The 14933-nt window shown below is 57.5% G+C and carries 17 protein-coding genes; 8 read left to right on the forward strand and 9 right to left on the reverse strand.

The window, feature by feature from the left end:
* Positions 1–47 precede the first annotated feature (47 nt).
* Positions 48–932, forward strand: coding sequence for a LysR family transcriptional regulator (locus tag NK667_RS15070; protein ID WP_054616272.1), 885 nt, complete (start codon positions 48–50; stop codon positions 930–932).
* Between the two features lie 256 nt (positions 933–1188).
* On the opposite strand, the gene NK667_RS15075 is transcribed toward NK667_RS15070, so the two are convergent.
* The 4 genes from NK667_RS15075 to NK667_RS15090 all read right to left on the reverse strand — a co-directional run bounded on the left by NK667_RS15075 (position 1189) and on the right by NK667_RS15090 (position 3678).
* Entirely contained in the window at positions 1189–1590 is a 402-nt protein-coding gene (locus NK667_RS15075) for a hypothetical protein (RefSeq protein ID WP_054055000.1), read from the reverse strand.
* A 161-nt stretch (positions 1591–1751) separates the two neighbouring features.
* Positions 1752–2207 (reverse strand): VOC family protein, encoded by a 456-nt coding sequence (locus NK667_RS15080; protein WP_054615281.1) that lies wholly within the window; start codon positions 2205–2207, stop codon positions 1752–1754.
* A gap of 64 nt (positions 2208–2271) precedes the next feature.
* Entirely contained in the window at positions 2272–2871 is a 600-nt protein-coding gene (locus tag NK667_RS15085) for an NADPH-dependent F420 reductase (protein WP_054615282.1), read from the reverse strand.
* Positions 2872–2943: 72 nt separating this feature from the next.
* Entirely contained in the window at positions 2944–3678 is a 735-nt protein-coding gene (locus NK667_RS15090) for an SDR family NAD(P)-dependent oxidoreductase (RefSeq protein WP_054615283.1), read from the reverse strand.
* A gap of 110 nt (positions 3679–3788) precedes the next feature.
* Here NK667_RS15090 and NK667_RS15095 point away from each other — a divergent pair, with 110 nt between their 5' ends.
* Positions 3789–4151 (forward strand): winged helix-turn-helix transcriptional regulator, encoded by a 363-nt coding sequence (locus tag NK667_RS15095; protein ID WP_054615284.1) that lies wholly within the window; start codon positions 3789–3791, stop codon positions 4149–4151.
* Positions 4152–4174: 23 nt separating this feature from the next.
* On the opposite strand, the gene NK667_RS15100 is transcribed toward NK667_RS15095, so the two are convergent.
* Positions 4175–4669 (reverse strand): hypothetical protein, encoded by a 495-nt coding sequence (locus NK667_RS15100; protein ID WP_054615285.1) that lies wholly within the window; start codon positions 4667–4669, stop codon positions 4175–4177.
* Positions 4670–4791: 122 nt separating this feature from the next.
* Here NK667_RS15100 and NK667_RS15105 point away from each other — a divergent pair, with 122 nt between their 5' ends.
* Complete coding sequence (locus NK667_RS15105; RefSeq protein WP_054615286.1) at positions 4792–5694, forward strand: AraC family transcriptional regulator; 903 nt, start codon at positions 4792–4794, stop codon at positions 5692–5694.
* A gap of 16 nt (positions 5695–5710) precedes the next feature.
* On the opposite strand, the gene NK667_RS15110 is transcribed toward NK667_RS15105, so the two are convergent.
* Both NK667_RS15110 and NK667_RS15115 read right to left on the reverse strand, forming a co-directional pair.
* Entirely contained in the window at positions 5711–7570 is a 1860-nt protein-coding gene (locus NK667_RS15110; protein ID WP_054615287.1) for an ABC transporter ATP-binding protein, read from the reverse strand.
* 358 nt (positions 7571–7928) lie between these two features.
* Entirely contained in the window at positions 7929–8318 is a 390-nt protein-coding gene (locus NK667_RS15115; RefSeq protein ID WP_054055015.1) for a winged helix-turn-helix transcriptional regulator, read from the reverse strand.
* A gap of 113 nt (positions 8319–8431) precedes the next feature.
* Between NK667_RS15115 and namA the strand changes: the two genes are divergently transcribed.
* The 3 genes from namA (at position 8432) to NK667_RS15130 (ending at position 10532) form a co-directional block, all read left to right on the forward strand.
* Positions 8432–9472 carry an NADPH dehydrogenase NamA gene (gene namA, locus NK667_RS15120; RefSeq protein ID WP_054615288.1) on the forward strand — a complete coding sequence of 347 codons (1041 nt, stop codon included), beginning with the start codon at positions 8432–8434 and terminating at the stop codon, positions 9470–9472.
* 64 nt (positions 9473–9536) lie between these two features.
* Positions 9537–9920, forward strand: coding sequence for a nuclear transport factor 2 family protein (locus NK667_RS15125; RefSeq protein WP_054615289.1), 384 nt, complete (start codon positions 9537–9539; stop codon positions 9918–9920).
* Between the two features lie 228 nt (positions 9921–10148).
* A complete protein-coding gene (locus NK667_RS15130; RefSeq protein WP_054616273.1) occupies positions 10149–10532 on the forward strand; it encodes a nuclear transport factor 2 family protein in 384 nt (127 codons plus the stop codon).
* Between the two features lie 43 nt (positions 10533–10575).
* Here NK667_RS15130 and NK667_RS15135 read toward each other — a convergent pair whose 3' ends face one another.
* Both NK667_RS15135 and NK667_RS15140 read right to left on the reverse strand, forming a co-directional pair.
* Complete coding sequence (locus tag NK667_RS15135) at positions 10576–10866, reverse strand: barstar family protein (protein ID WP_054615290.1); 291 nt, start codon at positions 10864–10866, stop codon at positions 10576–10578.
* Positions 10867–10962: 96 nt separating this feature from the next.
* Entirely contained in the window at positions 10963–12138 is a 1176-nt protein-coding gene (locus NK667_RS15140) for a XylR family transcriptional regulator (protein WP_054055024.1), read from the reverse strand.
* Between the two features lie 176 nt (positions 12139–12314).
* On the opposite strand from NK667_RS15140, the gene xylA reads away from it, so the two are divergent.
* Both xylA and xylF read left to right on the forward strand, forming a co-directional pair.
* Positions 12315–13631 carry a xylose isomerase gene (gene xylA / locus NK667_RS15145; RefSeq protein ID WP_054615291.1) on the forward strand — a complete coding sequence of 439 codons (1317 nt, stop codon included), beginning with the start codon at positions 12315–12317 and terminating at the stop codon, positions 13629–13631.
* A 149-nt stretch (positions 13632–13780) separates the two neighbouring features.
* Positions 13781–14782, forward strand: a complete 1002-nt coding sequence (gene xylF, locus NK667_RS15150) for a D-xylose ABC transporter substrate-binding protein (protein WP_054055029.1) — start codon at positions 13781–13783, stop codon at positions 14780–14782.
* Positions 14783–14933: the final 151 nt, after the last annotated feature.

The following is a 14933-nucleotide window of genomic DNA, read 5'->3' on the forward strand; positions in this document are numbered from 1 at the left end:
TTTCATCACAAAGTGTGATGTGGAATCAGAAAGTGGAGTGCGCGGAAGTGAATTTGAAAGCGCTCAGATGCTGTGTCGAAATAGCCCGTCAAGGCAGCTTTACCAAGGCGGCACACACGCTTCATATCGCCCAGCCTGCATTGAGCATGGCCGTGACTCGCCTTGAGGAAGAGTTGGACGTCATCCTTTTCAACCGTGCGCCACGACAAATCACGGTCACGGCTGAAGGGCAATGCTTTCTGGCCCGTGTCGAAGTGGCGCTGTTGGAGTTGGACATGGCGCGCCAGGAACTGCGTGACATGGCTCAACTGCACAGTGGCGAAATAAAGGTGGGCGTACCGCCGATGTTCGGGATCAACTATGTCCCGGATCTGCTCAGCGCCTTCCGACGCGAGTACCCCGGGATCGTGATGACCGTCATCGAAGGCAGCGCGGACGCGATTGGCCAGCGCCTCGAAAATCGCGAAATCGACGTGGCGTTGCTCGAATCCCGGCGAGTGGGAAGCGCATGGGAATCGGTGTTGCTGGGCAACGACGAAATGGTGCTGTGCATGAGGGAGGATCATTCACTGGCTACTGAACCTCACCTCGAAGCCCATCAATTACAAGGCGCAGAGATGGTGGTATTCGATCAGACATTCCTGCAACGCCATCTGCTCGATGCCTTCTGCAACGCCTCCGGCATCAGCTATCGGATTGCACTGCAAAGCAATTTTGTATCCCTTGTGACAAAAGCGACGTTCGACGGAATGGGGATATCCACGCTCCTGCGCTCAGTTCAGGAACGCGAGCCGGGGATCGTTGGGGTGCCGTTCAAACCAGCCCAGACCATGAGCTTCAGGTTATGTTGGCGAGCTAACGAATACCTTTCCCTGGCGAATAAGCGTTTCGTCGACTTTGCCCAGACTGCTGGTTTCTTCAACAGACCGTAAGTTTGAGATGCAACCAAACAAGCGAGCGCCTGAACCAAAGCTTTGCACACTGGGCGTGCCCTTCAATCCATTGCAGATCATGAGCTTCAGCTTGTGCTGGCGCGCCAATGAATACCTTTCATTGGCGAACAAACGGTTTATTGAATTTGCTCAGAAGGCTGGTTTTTTTATTAACCAAGAGACGCATCCATCTCACAAAAAAAAGCCCGGCGGATAAGGCCGGGCTATCGTCGAGTACTGCGGTAGAACCATGCATTCAGGCGGCACGGCGTTCAATCAGGCGGTCAGAACCACTTTCGGCAACCTGGTTGCCTTTCAGATGATCCGAACCATCAGAGGCAACAGAATCGCTGAACAGTGGATCGGTTTCAGTCGAGGCAACGGCGTCGCTGAACAGCGGGTCAGTCTCATTAGCGGCAACGGCGTCGCTGAACAATGGATCGGTTTCAGTAGCGGCTACGGCGTCGCTGAAAAGACGATCCGAAGCATCCGCAACAGCGCGTTTTTCCAGAAGACGATCTGCGCCACCTTCGGCAACACGATTCTGCATCAGGTGATCCGAGCCGCCTTCAGCGACCACAGGTTGAGTAGAAGTGGCAGCGAATGCATTCAGTGCGAAGATCGAGAACGCGATGCCGAGGATGGTTTGGCGTTTCATGATGGTGTGCTCCGGGGTGTAGTGGTTGGGTATGGAGCCGATCTTACGCCGCGGTATTAATAAGAGAACTTCATTGAGTCAATGGTTGTTATTGACACGATTAATGAGTGATCGGCAGATGCGAGAAACACATCTGTTGGCCGCAAGCCGGTGCGCCTCTCTCAGGCAAACGCCGCCTCGACAAATGCCTCCAGCGCCTTGTCTTCCAGGATCTCGATGGAGAAGTGACCAAAGCGTTTGGGCAGCCAGATGATGCGTTTCCCGGACGGAGATTGCAGGTTCTCCAAGGCCAGTGGCTTGCCGTTTTCGTCCTCTGGCTGAACACCGGCGAGGATCAATTCGTCGTAGGTTTTCTCGATGTCCGGTGTCGTGTAGCAGTGACGGTAAATCATCCCTTCGCCCACAGTGTCCAACAGCTCCTTCAGGTTCCCCGCCAGCGGCTGTACCAACATGAAACGCTCTTGCCCGATCAGCGCAATCGCGTAGCGCACGTGCAGGCCGCCTCGTTCCCAGATGAGGGTTTTGGAAATCCTGGCTTGCAGTATCTGCGCGTAGTAAGCACAGGCTTCTTCCAGATTCTTGACCAGTACATCGACGTGACTGAACTTCAATTCCATTGCATGCCTCCTGCCCACCGGTGTCGTATTGACCCATCCTACAAGCGATTGCGATCACGATTCATCAGTCGAATTTGATCAAGTCCTTGAAGATCAACTGACCCCAGCTATTTCCGCGTGCCTGCACCAGCAGTCCACCTTCCGAAAGCCCGCCCAGTTTAATCGGCGAGAATCCGAGATTTTCCGCGAGCGTAGCAATCTCCGCTGCGGCGCCGTCATCGTCGCTCGCCAGGAACACGACTCGCTTGCCACCTTTTACCGCCGGATCCTGGTCAAGAACGCCAGCGACCAAATGGTTGAAGCCCTTGACCAGTCTTGCACCCGTGAAGGCCTGCGCGATGAACTTGGAAGAAGGCTGTCCTCCCAGTTCCTCGGGAGGTACGCCGTAGGCATTGGTCACATCGATGAGGGTCTTGCCCTTCCAGCTCGGCAGGGCCTTCGCGACATCCCGATAGGACTCGAATCGGACAGCCAAAAAGATGATGTCTGCCTTGAGGGCATCTGCCAGTGTTTTGGGAAGGATCTCGGGGCCGATTGCGGCCGTAGTGGAGGCAAAGCTTTCCGGGTCGCGAGTGGTTGCGACGGATACTTCGATGCCGCTGCGGGCAAATGCCTTGGCCAGCGCCTGGCCGAGTTTGCCGAAGCCGATAATTGCGTAGCTCATGTATTTTCCTCAGGTTTTATTGCGCCCAGCAGGCTCCGAATATCGATGGAGTAACCGGCCGGGCGTAGGGATTCAGATTTGCGCCAGACCGCCGTCGACGGCGACCTCGCTGGCGGTCATAAAGCTACTGTCTTGCGACGCGAGAAACGCGGCCGCCGCGCCGATCTCTGTCGGATCCGCCATGCGCTGGAGTGGATTCATCGAAGCGAAGAGCTTCATGCCTTCTTCGCCTAACGCTGCCTTCGCGAGTTCCGTCGCCGTCGGGCCGGGCGACAGCACGTTGACCCGGATGCCGGTGCCCTTCAGGTCCTCGGCCCAGGTCCGCGCAAGGTTGCGTACTGCCGCTTTGCTTGCGCTGTAGACGCTGAATGCCGGGGCGCCTGTGGTGCCGGCGCTCGATCCGGTGAGGATGATCGAACCGCCCTGCCCCATCAGCGGCAGCGCCTGCTGGACCGTGAAGATCAAGCCCTTCACGTTGGTTTCAAAGGTTTCGTCAATGTGCTCGGCGGTGATCTTGCCGAGCGGAAGTTGGCTGCCCGCCCCGGCATTGGCGAAGACGATGTCGAGGGTTCCGCGCTCGGCCTTCACCGCCGCGTAGAGCCGGTCGAGATCGGCCAGCTCGGAGACCGAGCCCTTCACTGCGCGGGCATTCGGCCCGAGTTCCGCCACAGCAGCGTCGAGCGCTTCCTGTCGGCGGCCGAAGATGAAGACGAACGCGCCCTCCTCGATGAAGCGTTTTGCTGCGGCGAGGCCGATGCCGGTAGCGCCGCCGGTGATCACCGCGGTCTTTCCATTCAGTCTGGTCATGTCGTGCATCCTTCGTTGGAGTTGTGCCCAAGCAGGATTGCTTGCTTGAGACGAGGATGCAGCGCTGATAACCTAAGGACAAGTATGCACCTTTTGGTAAGTATCAAAATATGACGACGACTTCTGAAATCTGTGGCACCGGTTGCGGGCTCAACGCCACGCTGCGCATCATCTCGGGCAAGTGGAAACCGCTGGTCTTGTTTTTCCTGCGCGACGGCCCGAAACGCTACGGAGAACTCAAACGTTTGATCCCGGGCGTCAGCGACAAGGTGTTGATCCAGCAATTGAAGGATCTGGAAGCCGATCGCGTGCTGGCGCGGAACGACTACAAGGAAGTGCCGCCACGCGTGGACTACACGCTGACCCCGCTCGGTCGCAGCCTGGCTGACGCGATCATGCCGCTGTGCGCCTGGGGCACCGAGAACGCCGCGCAAATGGCCAGCATCTTTGCCGAGCGCGACGCTCTGGCCTAGCGGGATGCTGAAGTACCGCTGTGTCAGGCGACCCTGCGCAGGCGCGCGCCATCTTTTCGCAGAGCGAACACCTGAGCCGCCACACCAACCACCAGCGCCAGGGCGATGAAACCCAGCGCACCTTTGAGCAACGGGGAATTCGGGTCGGTGACGATGGGGTGGCCATCGGGGACTCGACGCAACGTTTCGGAGACGGTCGGGACCATCAGCAAGAACGCCGTCAGGCTCAGAAGAATGGTTTCAAGGTACACCCCTGCCCGGCCCAGCCAGGCAATGAAGCCTACCCCGTAACCGGCGAGCAACAACACGATCGTGACCGCGCCGATCACCGGGCTGATCGGTTGATGGGCCACCAGAAACACAGTCAAGCCGCCGATCAGCATCGAGACGAAATACGCAAGGCCGGCACGCGAGCGAGGCACGATTCGTCCGTGCTTGATGAACATGTAGGCCGCCAATGGAATGGCTGGCAGGCTTCCAAGGGTGTGAACCCAGCCAAGGGTAGAGATCCCGAACATTCGACTATTCCTTCTTTGATTGGATGATGTACATCACGCAGCGCACGCTGTGCGTTGTCGATCAACCGCGTGAAAGCGTTATGCTTCGGGGCTCAGACTATTGAAGGCGTGGCCGGACTGACATGACGGATCTACTTGAAGACTTGACCATTCGTCCAGAGATGCAGCTGGAGGGGCTGGCCACAGGGGATCTGCTCTCGCAGGTATTGGCGCAGATTCGTCTGACCGGGGATCGCGTCTACTCCACCACGCAGGCCTTGGGTCAACGCCTGAAACTGGACGAAAAAAGCTCGCACATCTGCGTCCTGCAACAGGGACAGCTGCACATTGAAGGCGCTGACGGGCAGGTCCAGACGATCGAACAGGGCGACATCCTGCTGCTGCCCCACGATCCATCATCGCTGAACATCACCGTCTCCGAGGGACCTGCGTCGCTCGTCATCTGTCGCTTCTGGTTCGATGCCAGCAGCTTCCAGGCCATGCTGTTCGCCCTGCCGTGGCTGATCCATATCAAGCACGCCGAAGCTTCGGCGTGGTCGGAAGGTATCCTGCATTTCATGCTGATCGAGGCCAATGACACGCAGCCTGGCGGCGCGTTGATGATTTCGCGCCTGATTGACCTCACCGTCATTCGTATCCTGCGCACCTGGGTTCAGCACGGCATGGCGTCAGGCTGGCTAGGCGGCTTGTCCGACGAGCGCATCGCCCGAACCCTCAGAGCCATCCATGAAAAGCCCGGGCAACAATGGCGCATCGAGGCACTCGCCACGATCGCCGGCATGTCACGCTCAAGCTTCTGCGATCGGTTCAGCGCGCTGGTGGGACGCTCGCCACTGCGTTACCAGAATGAATGGCGCCTGACCCTGGCAAAAACCATGCTGGCCAAGCACAACAGCCGCATCGGCGAGGTCGGGTTTGCAATTGGCTACGAGTCCGAGGCTTCTTTCAGCCGCGCCTACAAGGCGTATTTCGGACGCTCGCCACGGGACGACAACAGCCAGGGTGGGGTTGAAGAACAGGTTTGAATCAGACGCGGCGTCCTCAGAACTGATCCACAGCCTCGAACACGCCCTTATCCTCCCCCAGGAACCCGCCGCTTTGATGCTGCCACAGCCGCGCATACACGCCGTTCTTCCCAAGCAATTCGGCGTGAGTGCCCTGTTCGATGATGCGTCCATCATCCATGACGATAAGCCGGTCCATGGCCGCAATCGTGGACAGCCGATGGGCGATGGCGATCACGGTCTTGCCCTGCATCATTTCATCGAGGCTTTCCTGAATCGCCACTTCGACTTCCGAGTCCAGCGCGCTGGTAGCCTCGTCGAGCAGCAGGATCGGGGCGTTCTTGAGCATCACCCGAGCAATCGCGACCCGTTGGCGCTGGCCGCCCGACAGCTTGATGCCGCGCTCACCCACCAGAGTGTCGTAGCCGGTGTGGCCTTGTCGGTCGCTCAGTTGGCTGATGAACCCATCGGCCTGGGCATTCGCCGCGGCGTTGCGGATCTGCGCGTCGGTCGCATCGGGACGGCCGTAAGCGATGTTGTCGCGAATCGAACGGTGCAGCAGCGAGGTATCCTGCGTGACCATGCCGATAGCGCCGCGCAGGCTGTCTTGCGTCACGTGTGCGATGTTTTGGCCGTCGATGCGAATCACCCCGCTGTCGACGTCGTAGAAGCGCAGCAGCAGGTTGATCAGCGTGGATTTGCCGGCGCCGGAGCGGCCCACCAGGCCAATCTTTTCGCCCGGGCGAATGCTCAGGCTCAGGCCATCGAGCACCTGGCGTTCGCCGTTGTAGTTGAAGCTGACGTTGTCGAAAGTGACCGCGCCGCCGGAGGTCGCCAGCACGCCCGCGTCCGGCGCATCCTGCACCTTGGCGCCCTGAGTCAGCGTCGCCATGCCATCCTGTACGGTGCCGATGCTCTCGAACAGCGAAGTCATTTGCCACATGATCCAGTGCGACATGCCATTGATCCGCAACGCCATGGCAGTGATCGCCGCCACGGCACCTGCGCCGACCTCGCCCTGGTGCCATAGCCACAGCGCATAACCACCGGCGGCCATGATCAACGCCACGACCAATGCCTGGTTGACGATCTCGAACAGGCTGACCAGGCGCATCTGGCGAAAGCCGGTTTGCTTGAAATCCTCCATCGCAGCACGCGCGAAGTGCGCTTCACGATTGGAGTGGGAGAACAGCTTCACCGTCGTGATGTTGGTGTAAGCGTCCGAGATACGCCCGGTCATCATCGACCGCGCATTCGCCTGTTCCTGCCCGACTTTCCCCAGGCGCGGCACGAAGTACAACATGGCCACGCCGAACAACACGACCCAGGCAACAAAAGGCAGCATCAGTTTCAGCGCGAAGCCACCGGCCAACGCGATGATTGCGATGAAATACACGCCGATCCCGGGCAAAATCTCGATCAGCGTGAACAGCACGTCGCGCACCGCCAGCGCAGTCTGCATGACCTTGGTCGTGACCCGGCCGGAGAACTCATCGGAAAAAAACGAAAGGCTTTGCCGCAGCATCAAGCGATGGAAATCCCAGCGCAGCCGCAACGGCAAGTTAATCGCCAATATCTGGTGCTGCACCATCGTGCGCAACGCCACCAGCCCGACGCTGGCCACCATGACAATGCCCATGCCCCACAACACGCGACTTTCCTGCGCTGCCGCCTCACCGCCGGCCTGCCAGGTCGAGAGCAGGTCCACGACCTGCCCGAGGAAGGAAAACAGCCAGGCTTCGTAAATCGACACCGCTGCACTGAGCAGCGCCAGCGCCAGGATGTAACCGCGAGCACCCCGGGTGCAGGCCCACAGGAAGCGAGCCAGGCCGTTGGGTGGCGGTGGTACCTCGTCAGGAGGAAAAGGGTCGAGTCTTCGTTCAAACGCACGAAGCATGGTGTTCTCCAAAACGATCAAGTTGAGGAGATTCTGCCATTGATCGGTTGCGTTGAGGGTTTTGCGGAGTTGAGGTTGCTTGTGAACAGCAGCAGACCACTTGACCGGTTACATCGCAATGCGTCGCAACGGCCAAGCTTTTTCGATGCTTGCTGGAGCCCGAGCACGCAAGGCCAGACGGCGCAAACGGCTGATGTCATTGGCGACAATTTTGAAACTTGGGCGACTGACTGCAACGGGTCGATAGCTGCCTGTCGTGAAGGACAGCTATCGGCCATTAGCTGCCACTCAAGATCGACAGCAGTTGGCCACTCTCTGCCCCACGCATCGATTTCCAGCGTCGCCCAGCGTTAAAAACTCAAGCTAAAGATTCTAACTTGTCGTCATAGACGGCAGAGCGCCTGAGCTCCAGGATCGTGCGCTCATGCACTGCGCCCCACTCTCGCATCGCACTCACCAACGGCGCGAGTGAGTTACCCAATTCTGTGAGCGAATACTCCACCTTTGGCGGCACCTCGCGGTAGATTTCGCGATGAATAACCCCGTCAGTTTCCAGTTCTCTCAACTGGAGTGTCAGCATCCTTTGAGTGATATCAGGGATTAGCCTACGTATCTCGTTGAAGCGCTTCGTTCCTGACATCAGGTGAAAAAGTATGAGTGATTTCCATTTTCCACCAATGACATCGACAGTAAACGCGACGGGACAAGCGAAAGCCTCAATTTCATCCTGAGGGTTACATTTTTTCACTGATATCACCATGGTATAAAAAGTGTGCCTACAGCACAAAATTGTGCGTACTTACCGAAATGTACTGTGCAAGCTAGCATGATTCCATATCAACCACTATGGAATCCCCCCCGATGAGCTTGTTGCTATCCCCCCACGAAATCAAAGGTCTCAAACTGAAAAACCGGGTCGTCATGTCCCCTATGTGCATGCACATGGCAGCGGATGATGGCTTCGTGACTGACTGGCACCGCGTTCATTATGGAGCTCGTGCCTTGGGCCAGGCGGCGCTGATTTTTCCCGAAACGCTGGCTATTCAGGCTGACGGTCGTATCGGAGCCGGTGACCTTGGGATCTGGAGCGATGAGCACGTTGTTGGCTTAAAGGCGCTGACGGAACTGCTTCACAACTTTGGTGCAAAAGCCGGCGCTCAGATCGGTCATGCCGGGCGCAATGCTGACCTGCCCAATCTCATTCACATCGCTCCCTCGGCGATTCCGTTCACGGAAGCCAGCCCTGTTCCTCGCGAACTCGCGGCTGATGAAATTCCGGGTCTGGTTAAGCTTTATGGGGATGCCGCACGGCGTGCCAGCGACGCTGGATTCGATGTGCTTGAGATCCATGCCGCGCACGGCTACTTATTGAGTGAATTCCTCTCGCCGCTGGCTAACACCCGTGACGATGAATATGGCGGTGATGCCAAGCGTCGCTATCGCTTCCTGCGCGAGGTGCTGGAAGAGGTTAAAACTCATTGGGGAAATCGCCCTCTATTCGTTCGCATCTCCAGTTCTGATTACGCCGAAGGCGGAAACACGCCCGAGTCGTTCCTCGAATATGGTCGCTGGATGAAAGAGCAGGGGGTTGACTTGATCGATTGCAGCTCCGGTGGGATCAAGATGGTCAAGGTCGAGACCTACCCAGGTTACCAAGTACCGGCCGCTGAATTACTGCGTAAGGAGTTGCATATTGCGACAGGCGCTGTGGGTGTAATCCAAAGTGGGCGTCAGGCCGAAGAAATCTTGCAGAACGGCCGAGCTGATCTGGTGTTCGTCGGTCGGCAAATGCTCCGAGATCCATTCTGGGTTCGCACTGCTGCAGATGATTTAAAAGAAATCATTGAGATTCCTAAAGCCTATACGCGTTATGGATCTACCTGGCTTGATACCAAAGCCTGATGCTTTTTTTTTGCACTAATCAGATCAGTTATAGACAGCAATCCGATAAAGCAGGAAGAAAACCATGAGCAAACCTACTTACGTGGAAGAATACCAAGCCATTTCCGAGGTGCTTAACAAGTACATTGAGGGCTGCAAGCAGGCCAAAAGCAGCATCATGAAGCCAGCCTTCAGTGAGCAAGCGACGATGTACAGCGTCGATGGCGACGGTAAGCTGGCTGGCGGCGCAATTCCAATCCTGTTCGAAGGAATTGACAAGGGTTTCCACCCCTCTCCTGACGCACCGGCTGCTATCGTCCGTATAGACGTCGTGGGAACCGCGGCTAGCGCTCGCATCGACGCCAATGAAATGTCAGGCATCTCTTTCACTGACTTTTTTCATCTGCTGAAGGTTGATGGCAAGTGGACTGTGGTCAGCAAGATTTTCCACACCCTCGTCGCGCCTTGATCCTTTCCCTCTTGGGGTATGTGTGGGGGGAGTGATTCTCCCCAACATGCAAGCTGTGCTATTTGCAGTTGATCATGAGTTAACAACCGTAGTCCCTACTCAGTTAAGAGTGAGCAAATGAAAGTTACTTCGACCATGAGTTTGTTTTTTGTCGCCCTGATTTTGAGTTTAGGCCCAACCGTTCAAGCTAATAACTTACCGGACGACAGACAAGTTAATAGCAAGGAAGTGAGCAAGTCCACGTATGCAGAAGAGTACCAAGCCATTGCTGAGGTGCTTAACAAATATATTGAAGGTTGCAAGCAGGCTAAGAGCAGTATCATGAAGCCCGCTTTCAATGAACTTGCGACTATGTACAGCGTCGGCGCCGATGGAAAACTGGCAGGCGGTGCGATTCCAATATTGTTCGACGGGGTAGATAGGGATTTCCGTCCATCCCCTGACGCAAAGGCCGCTATCACCCGCATAGAGATCGTCGGTACTGCCGCTAGTGCTCGCATCGACGCCAACGATATGTCAGGCATCGCCTTCACCGACTTTTTTCATCTACTGAAGGTTGAGGGCAAGTGGACTGTGATTAGCAAGATTTTTCAAGCGCATGTAGCGCCTTGATGACGTGTGCCGTCCGGCGGCTATGTGTTCGACTTTCTAGTGGTTATGCGTTGACCCAGGCGTCCATATTGCGGCCGTAGAAACCAGGGAAACCGAATTCTTCTGCGAATACGCTGTGGAATGTTTGCCAGTCAGTTATCAGGTTTGCATCCACTCGCACCATTGTCAGATCAACCTCCGTCGAATTGGAAAAAACAGGTATGGCGGTCTCGCGAGGTGAAGTCAATTGCTGACAGCATATTTGCGCAACCGTGGGCTCGATCCGCGACGAACGAAGTTCCAGCGGCCGTTGCTGGCCATAGCAGCCTTTCTTGAAGGTCTGCTTTCGCCCCATAGTGGACACTCACAAATGGAGAGGTTGACTGTCCGTCTCTGGCCGAAATCACCCCTCCGCCCCCCCACAACAATCAACCAATCGCACCCCGCATCACTACCTGGCACCCTGCTGATACTCACGAGGCGTACACCCAAACTCGCGACGAAACACCGTGTGCAGATACTGTGCAGATTTGAAACCACAATCGCGCGCAACGTCTGCAATCGCTGTCTCGGTATTTTCCAACCCGCTGGTAGCCGCCGCCAATTTGAAACGCAAAATCTCGTCGTGCACGCTGCAGCCCCTCTCAGTGCGAAAGTGCGACTCCAGCGATGAGCGCGACACGCCGACATAAGCCGCCACCTGCGCGGTCTTGATGCCCTGGCAGGCATATTGGCGGATGAACAGTAGCGCTTGCATGACGTAGGGGTTGCCCAACGGTTGGTGCAAGCTCGACACCTGCACGTTGATCGCGTCAGGCGGAATCAGGATGTGCGTGCCGGTGGACGGCATGCCGTGCAGCATCTGGTGCAGTAGTTGCGCGGCGGTGCGGCCCATGGTTTCGGTGCCCTGGATGACCGAGCTCAGTGGGACGCGGGTCAGGCTGCGTGTCAGGGGGTCGTTGTCGATGCCGATTAACGCGACCTGCTCCGGCACGGCGATTCCGGCGGTCAGGCAGGCTTGCAGCAGCTGCCGGGCGCGGGCGTCGCTGACGGCGATGATGCCGATGGGCTTGGGCAGGCTTTGCAGCCAGGCGATCAGTTGTTCGACGGCGCTGTCCCAGAGCGGTGCGCTGGTGCCCATGCCGCGATAGACCTCGGCGTGCAAGCCGTCACGTTGCATCAGTCGTCGAAAGGCTTTTTCCCGCTCCTGAGCCCAACGATTGGCCTGCGCTTCAGGCAGGCTGAAACAGGCAAAACGCTGCAGCCCGGCCTCGATCAAGTGCGCGTAAGCCAGGGTGATCAGTGCGTTGTTGTCGGTGGCGACGTACGGAATCCCTTTCGGGTAGGCGCGCTCATCCTGATAAGAACCACCCACCGCCACCACCGGCAACTTGATGTCGGCCAGCGCCTCGCCAATCAGCGGGTCGTCGAAGTCGGCAATGATCCCGTCACCTTGCCAGCGCTCGATCCCTTTCAACCGGCAGAGAAAATCCTCTTCCAGGAATAGGTCCCAGGACGCGCGAGTGCTGCTCAGGTAGTTGCCGATGCCGCTGATGATGCCCCGGTCATAGATCTTGCTCCCGTTGAACAACAGCGCGATGCGGTGAACAGGCGGTACTGTTTTCATTGTTTTCAGGCTTGTTCCGGGGCCCCTTCTCACGGAGGCGGTTTGCACAGACTAGGCGCGCAGACGACGAATCTCAATACGCAAAATCGCACCCTGTGTTGGTGATTTTCATAATCAGCAGGCATGGGGCCGTTGCTAGTATCGAGACACCGCCAAGAACAACAAGGACATTGCCAATGCTGTACTTCCCCGATGTCGACAAGATTCGCTACGAAGGCCCTGCCAGCGATTCTCCCCTCGCCTTCCGTCACTACGACGCCGACAAAATCATCCTCGGCAAACCCATGCGCGAACACCTGCGCATGGCCGCCTGCTATTGGCACACCTTCGTCTGGCCGGGCTCCGATGTGTTCGGCGCAGGTACTTTCAAGCGCCCGTGGCAACACGCCGGCGACCCGATGGAACTGGCCATCGGCAAGGCGCAAGCCGCGTTCGAGTTCTTCTCCAAACTGGGTATCGACTATTACTGCTTCCACGACACGGATGTCGCCCCGGAAGGCAATTCGCTGAAGGAATATCGCAACCACTTCGCGCAGATGATTGATCACCTGGAGCGACACCAGGAAGAAAGCGGGATCAAGCTGCTGTGGGGCACCGCCAACTGCTTCAGCAATCCGCGCTTTGCCGCCGGCGCCGCCAGCAACCCGGACCCCGAAGTGTTTGCCTTCGCTGCTGCCCAGGTCTTCAGCGCAATGAACGCGACTCAGCGCCTGAAAGGCTCCAACTACGTGTTGTGGGGTGGTCGCGAAGGCTACGAAACCCTGCTCAATACCGACTTGAAACGTGAACGCGAACAACTGGGCCGCTTCATGCGCATGGTGGTCGAGCACAAGCACAAGATCGGCTTCAAAGGCGACCTGCTGATCGAGCCCAAGCCGCAGGAGCCGACCAAGCACCAATACGATTACGACAGCGCCACCGTGTTTGGCTTCCTCCAGCAGTTCGGCCTGGAAAAGGAAATCAAGGTCAACATCGAAGCCAACCACGCGACCCTGGCCGGTCATAGTTTTCATCACGAGATTGCGACGGCCGTCTCGCTGGGGATTTTCGGCAGCATCGACGCCAACCGTGGTGATCCGCAAAACGGCTGGGACACCGATCAATTCCCCAACAGCGTCGAAGAAATGACCCTGGCCACCTATGAAATTCTCAAGGCCGGCGGGTTCAAGAATGGCGGGTACAACTTCGACTCCAAGGTGCGCCGCCAGAGCCTCGATGAGATCGATCTGTTCCATGGTCACGTCGGCGCAATGGACGTCCTCGCCCTGTCCCTGGAGCGGGCAGCCGCCATGGTCCAGAACGATCAACTTCAACTGCTCAAGGATCAACGCTACGCCGGGTGGCAGCAGCCGTTCGGGCAAGCTGTGCTGACGGGTGAGTTCAATCTCCAGTCATTGGCCGAACATGCCTTCGCCAACGAACTGAATCCGCAGGCCGTCAGCGGCAGGCAGGAAATGCTCGAAAACGTCGTCAACCGCTTTATCTATCGCTAATCGCCAACGGAGTCTGCGGGCGCAACAACGCTGTGACATTCGCACGACAAATCTGTGTCCGCTGCGTCTGCCGATTCTCTACAGTTCTACCAGCCCGAGACTCATCGTCAGGCAGTGTCTTTCAAACAAAAATAAAAGGACGCACCACCATGAAGAATGTAAAACGCGCGCTATTGGCCAGCGCCCTGGCGCTGCTGTCGCTGCCAGTAATGGCCGATGCTGCCCACCCGAAAATCGGCTTCTCCATTGATGACCTGCGGCTGGAACGCTGGTCGCGTGACCGCGATTACTTCGTCGCGGCGGCGGAGAAAATGGACGCCAAGGTCTTCGTACAGTCGGCCGATGCCAACGAGCAAAAGCAGATCTCGCAAATCGAAAACCTCATCTCACGTGGCGTCGATGTGATCGTCATCGTGCCGTTCAACGCCACGGTGCTGACCAACGCGGTGGCCGAAGCGAAGAAGGCCGGGATCAAGGTCGTGTCCTATGACCGCCTGATACTCAACGCGGATATCGACGCCTACATTTCCTTCGATAACGAAAAGGTCGGCGAGATGCAGGCCAGTGGCGTGCTGCACGCGGCGCCCAAAGGCAATTACTTTCTGCTCGGCGGCGCGCCCACCGACAACAACGCAAAAGTCCTGCGCGAAGGTCAGATGAAAGTGCTGCAACCGGCCATCGACAAGGGCGATATCAAGATCGTCGGCCAACAATGGGTGAAGGAATGGAACCCTACCGAAGCGCTGAGCATTGTTGAAAACGCCCTGACCCGCAACGACAACAAAATCGACGGCATCGTCGCCTCCAACGACGCCACGGCAGGCGGCGCCATCCAGGCACTGGCGGCTCAGCAACTGGCCGGCAAGGTGCCGATTTCCGGGCAGGACGCAGACCTCGCAGCGGTCAAGCGAGTGATCGCCGGCACGCAAACCATGACCGTGTACAAACCGCTCAAACTCATCGCCTCCGAAGCCGCCAAGCTCTCGGTGCAACTGGCGCGTAACGAGAAACCCGCCTACAGCTCGCAGTACGACAACGGCAGCAAAAAAGTCGACACCATCCTGCTCACTCCGACTCCGTTGACCAAGGACAACATTGACTTGCTGGAACAGGACGGGTTCTACACCAAGGCGCAGATTGCCGGGCAGTGACCAAGGCACCAATCCCTGATTATGCGAAACCCCTTGTGGGAGCGAGCCTGCTCGCGAAGACGGTGGTTCAGCCTACATCGCGTTTGAATGTGCTGACGCCTTCGCGAGCAGGCTCGCTCCCACAAAGATGAGTGCCATGTGAGTCTTTGTT

It is taken from the genome of Pseudomonas nunensis, assembly GCF_024296925.1.
Lineage (GTDB): Bacteria > Pseudomonadota > Gammaproteobacteria > Pseudomonadales > Pseudomonadaceae > Aquipseudomonas > Aquipseudomonas nunensis.

Excerpts from the sequence above, each read along its gene's own strand:
- NK667_RS15095 (WP_054615284.1), top strand. The coding sequence starts at position 3,789 with ATGACGACGACTTCTGAAATCTGTGGCACCGGTTGCGGGCTCAACGCC.
- namA (WP_054615288.1), top strand. The coding sequence starts at position 8,432 with ATGAGCTTGTTGCTATCCCCCCACGAAATCAAAGGTCTCAAACTGAAA.
- NK667_RS15075 (WP_054055000.1), bottom strand. The coding sequence starts at position 1,590 with ATGAAACGCCAAACCATCCTCGGCATCGCGTTCTCGATCTTCGCACTG.
- xylA (WP_054615291.1), top strand. The coding sequence starts at position 12,315 with ATGCTGTACTTCCCCGATGTCGACAAGATTCGCTACGAAGGCCCTGCC.
- NK667_RS15090 (WP_054615283.1), bottom strand. The coding sequence starts at position 3,678 with ATGACCAGACTGAATGGAAAGACCGCGGTGATCACCGGCGGCGCTACC.
- NK667_RS15085 (WP_054615282.1), bottom strand. The coding sequence starts at position 2,871 with ATGAGCTACGCAATTATCGGCTTCGGCAAACTCGGCCAGGCGCTGGCC.
- NK667_RS15125 (WP_054615289.1), top strand. The coding sequence starts at position 9,537 with ATGAGCAAACCTACTTACGTGGAAGAATACCAAGCCATTTCCGAGGTG.
- NK667_RS15105 (WP_054615286.1), top strand. The coding sequence starts at position 4,792 with ATGACGGATCTACTTGAAGACTTGACCATTCGTCCAGAGATGCAGCTG.
- NK667_RS15140 (WP_054055024.1), bottom strand. The coding sequence starts at position 12,138 with ATGAAAACAGTACCGCCTGTTCACCGCATCGCGCTGTTGTTCAACGGG.
- NK667_RS15080 (WP_054615281.1), bottom strand. The coding sequence starts at position 2,207 with ATGGAATTGAAGTTCAGTCACGTCGATGTACTGGTCAAGAATCTGGAA.
- NK667_RS15100 (WP_054615285.1), bottom strand. The coding sequence starts at position 4,669 with ATGTTCGGGATCTCTACCCTTGGCTGGGTTCACACCCTTGGAAGCCTG.
- xylF (WP_054055029.1), top strand. The coding sequence starts at position 13,781 with ATGAAGAATGTAAAACGCGCGCTATTGGCCAGCGCCCTGGCGCTGCTG.
- NK667_RS15135 (WP_054615290.1), bottom strand. The coding sequence starts at position 10,866 with ATGGGGCGAAAGCAGACCTTCAAGAAAGGCTGCTATGGCCAGCAACGG.
- NK667_RS15110 (WP_054615287.1), bottom strand. The coding sequence starts at position 7,570 with ATGCTTCGTGCGTTTGAACGAAGACTCGACCCTTTTCCTCCTGACGAG.